We start from the raw sequence: 4,390 nt of genomic DNA on the forward strand, positions 1-4,390 counted from the left end.
GCGATGGACAACATCCGGCAGGCCAGTGCGCAGAACGCGGCGGGCACCAAGCAGGCGGAGAGTGCGGCCCACAATCTCAATGAACTGGGGCAGAAACTGAAACAACTGGCGGAGCAGTATCAAATGTAGACGATGCATGACCGTAAAAATGGAAGGGGCGAAATCATGGAACACTTGGCAAGCCAAAGTAAGAACGCCGCGCTGATCGGTGGCCGGTGGTGGCATCAGACCGCAACCTGTATCTTTCTGGTTGGAATTACCGGCAGCGCCGGCGCCAATGCCATCGATCAAGGAACCTCCGCCGCTGATCTTTCGCGCATGTCGATCGAAGATCTCGCCAATATCCAGGTCACCTCGGTATCGAAGCGGCCGGAACCCCTAAGCAATGCCGCCGCATCGATTTATGTCATCACGGGTGATGATATCCGCCGTGCCGGCGCCACCAGCCTTCCGGAGGCTTTGCGGCTGGCACCGAACCTGGAGGTGGCGCAGAAAAACGCCCACGACTGGGCGATCACGGCGCGTGGATTCAACACCGATCTGGCCAACAAGCTGCTGGTCCTGATAGACGGGCGAACCGTATATACGCCGCTTTTCTCCGGTGTCTTCTGGGATCGGCAGGATTATCTGCTTGAGGACATTGACCGCATCGAAGTCATCAGCGGCCCCGGGAGCACGCTGTGGGGCGCCAATGCCGTCAACGGCGTCATCAACATCATCACGAAAAGCGCAAAAGACACGCAGGGCGCCTATCTGGAGGGCGGCGGCGGATCCGAACTGCAGGGTTTCGGCGGCGGCCGTTATGGCGCGAAGCTCGCCCCCGACGTTTATATCCGGGGCTATGGCAAATATTTCGACCGCGATAATGAAGTCCTGACCAACGGGAAAAACGCCTCGGATTCATGGAACATGGGCCAGGGCGGCTTCCGTCTCGATGCGGAGGTGTCTCCGCAAAACAATCTGACCTTGCAGGGTGATTATTACGATGGCGACGAAAATCTCGCGACCGGCGGCGATGCCGGCGTAAGCGGCAACAATATTCTGGGCCGCTGGTCGCACACTTTTTCCAGCGGCTCCGACATGAGCCTGCAGTTTTACTACGACCGCACGCACTTGTCCGATCCAACCCCCGCATCTGTCGCCGGCCCGCTGGTGCTGGCCCCCCCCGGCGTATTGAAGGACGACCTCGACACCTACGATGTCGATTTCCAACATCGCCTCCACCTCGGGGATCGCAACAGCATTGTCTGGGGTCTCGGTTATCGCTTCACATCCGATGTGGTCGGAAACTCGCCGGGCCTGGCGTTCATCCCTCCGGTTCTGGAACACGATTTGTTCAGTGGATTTGTACAGGACGAGATTGCGCTTTGGGACAGCCTGACCTTCACCCTGGGCACCAAGGTCGAGCACAACGACTATACCGGCTTTGAATTTGAGCCGAGTGCGCGGCTGGCATGGACATTCGCGGAGCGACAGACGCTGTGGGCGGCGGTTTCGCGCGCGGTGCGGATACCTTCCCGCGTCGATCGGGACGAGCGGCTGCCCACTCCCAACTTTGCCCCGTTTATCCAGAATCTACTGATTGGCGGGGCGGATTTTGCCTCGGAAACGGTGATTGCTTACGAATTGGGTTACCGTGCCCAGCTGGGCTCCAAGGTCAACGCTTCCGTTTCCGGTTTTTACAACGACTACGACAATATACGCAGCACAAGTCTCACGCCCGTCACCGTCTTCCCGCTGTTCTTCGAGAATAATCTGAAAGGCGACACCTATGGATTTGAGTTCAGCGGCACCTATCAGGCGCTGGACTGGTGGCGGCTGCGTGTCGGCTACAACCTTCTCAAAGAGGATATTTTCGTCAGGCGCGGGCGGACGGATTTCAACAATGCGTTCAACGAAACGGCCGATCCGCAACAGCAATTCTCGCTGCGCTCTTCCATGGATCTGCCATACAGCACCGAGCTGGATGTAGGATTGCGCTGGGTGGACGAACTGCCGACCAACAACTCGGGAATAATCGTCACCGTGCCGGATTACGTTGAAATGGATGCCCGTCTGGGCTGGCGTCTGACCAAGAACATAGAACTTTCCATTGTCGGGCAGAATCTCCTGCATGATCATCATCAGGAATACATCATTTCAAGTCCCAATCCCAGCGAGGACATCCAGCGCGCCGTATTGGGAAAGGTCTCATTGCGTTTTTAGATCGGCGATTATTCATCCTCATCGGGCGTCATGAAAATTTTATGAAAGTTCTGACTCCACTGCCGCGCGTGATCCACCGTCTGCCTCACGTGCTGGCCATGTTTATGGCCGCTTCTTTCTTTTGGGTTGCCGGAATACCGCGGGTGGTGGCTGCGACGGACGCCGGATCCCTGGAGTACGCCGTGAAAGCGGCCTATCTCTACAAGTTTGGTTTTTATGTCGAATGGCCCAGCACGGCGCTGCCCTCGCCAACCAGCCCGATCAATTTGTGTGTCATTGGCGAGGATCCGTTCGGCACGGCGCTCGATACGGCGGTGCACGATCAAACCATCAACGCCCATCCAATTGTCATCAAGCGGTTGGAATCCATCGGGCGCGACTCCGGCTGCCATATTCTGTACATCGGCGGCATGGAAATACAACGAGTGAGCCAGATCATCGATGCAGTCCGTGGCAGCGGCGTGCTCACCGTGACGGACATGCAGGGATCGGGAGCGATTTCGGGCATCGTCAATTTCGTGATCAAGGATGACAGGGTGCGCTTTGATATCGACGAGGACGCCGCCTCCCAGAACGGGCTCGCCATCAGTTCGAAGTTATTAAGCCTTGCAGTTAACGTCAAACAAAAGTCGTCCAAGGAGATCCGCCAATGAGCCGGTTGCTGGACATACCCATTCGCGGAAAGTTGATTCTGATAAGCGTACTCGCAAGCGGGATAGCCTTGCTGCTGGCCGGCTCGATTATTGTCGCCTACGAAAGCCGCATTTACCGGGAACAGAAGGCCCGGGAAATTTCGGTGCAGGCCGAAATCGTCGCGGCGAGTGTGACGGCTTCCCTGGTGTTCAACGATTCCAAGGCGACCCAGCAATATCTGGGCGCGCTCAATGCCAATCCGGAAATCACTGCAGCCGGCGTGTACGCTGTGGACGGCACTCTCTTCGCGAGCTATTCCCGTCCGGGGGCGCCATCGCAGCCGCTGCCTGCAAAAAGAGATGTAACCCCCAGTCAGAAATTCAAGCACGACGAATTGACGATCTCCTGGCCGGTAAAAGAAGGTCAAAACGAGGTGGGCAGTGTCTTGCTGCGGGCAAGCGTGGAACCGCTGGCGTCGCGCCTGACACGCTATGGTGAAATTATTCTGCTGGTGATGCTGGGATCACTTCTGTTCACCATCCCGATCTCGATGCGGCTGCACGCCACCATCTCCAATCCGATTCGTGAGATCGTCAACGCCGCCCGGGAGGTTGCCGCAGGCAAGCTGTCGGTAAAACTGACGATGCAACGACGGACGGATGAGATTGGGGTACTGGTGGAAACCTTCGGACGGATGCTGGAAAACCTGCGGCGGATAACGCGCCAGATCGGCGACGGGGCACAACTGCTCGCATTATCGGCAGGTGAAATATTGTCTTCCGCGACGCAGATTGCCGCGAGTTCCGCGCAGACGGCCACGGCGGTGACCGAGACCACGACCACGGTGGAGGAGGTCAAGCACACGGCGCAGTTTTCCAGCCAGAAGGCCCAATATGTTTCCGAAACGGCGCAGAAAACAGCGCAAATCTCGCTGGCCGGCAAAAAGTCAACGGAAAAATCAATTGAAGCAATGCATAAAATCCAGAAGCAGGTGGAGTCCATCGCGGACAGCCTGATCAGACTGAGCGAGCAGAGTCAGACCATCGGGGAGATCATCGCCACGGTGAATGACCTGGCCGAGCAATCGAACCTGCTGGCGGTGAACGCGGCGATTGAGGCGTCCAAGGCCGGGGAGCATGGCAAGGGATTCACGGTGGTGGCGCAGGAGATCAAGAGTCTGGCCGAACAATCCAAGCAAGCCACCACGCAAGTGCGCGCCATCCTCGCCGACATACAGAAGGCGACGGCGGCGGCGGTGCTGGCGGCGGAGCAGGGCAGCAAGGCGGTGGAAACCGGGGTGCGGCAATCTGCGGAGGCCGGTGAGGCGATACGACTCCTGGCGGACAGCACTGTAGAAGCGGCCCAGGCGGCGTCCCAGATCGCAGCTTCAGCACAGCAGCAGTTGACTGGGATGGATCAGGTGGCGCTGGCGATGGGCAATATCCACCAGGCAAGCGAACAGAATGCAATAGGCACCAAACAAGTTGAATCCTCCGCCCATAATCTTAATGACCTCGGGCAGAAGCTGAAATCGGTTGTCGAGCAATACCGG

The 4,390-nt window shown here is 57.8% G+C and carries 3 protein-coding genes; all 3 read left to right on the plus strand.

Translation table 11 applies throughout. The features are described from left to right. The first annotated feature begins 165 nt into the window (after positions 1-165). On the plus strand, positions 166-2,205 hold the full coding sequence (locus VMH34_07665; protein HTT08653.1) for a TonB-dependent receptor: 2,040 nt from the start codon (positions 166-168) through the stop codon (positions 2,203-2,205). A 41-nt stretch (positions 2,206-2,246) separates the two neighbouring features. Continuing rightward, complete coding sequence (locus tag VMH34_07670; GenBank protein ID HTT08654.1) at positions 2,247-2,858, plus strand: YfiR family protein; 612 nt, start codon at positions 2,247-2,249, stop codon at positions 2,856-2,858. Beyond that, on the plus strand, positions 2,855-4,390 hold a 1,536-nt coding region (locus VMH34_07675; GenBank protein ID HTT08655.1), incomplete at its 3' end, for a methyl-accepting chemotaxis protein. The genes VMH34_07670 and VMH34_07675, both read left to right, overlap by 4 nt.

The sequence above is a fragment of the Gammaproteobacteria bacterium genome, assembly GCA_035501935.1.
Lineage (GTDB): Bacteria > Pseudomonadota > Gammaproteobacteria > JAJPIJ01 > JAJPIJ01 > JAJPIJ01.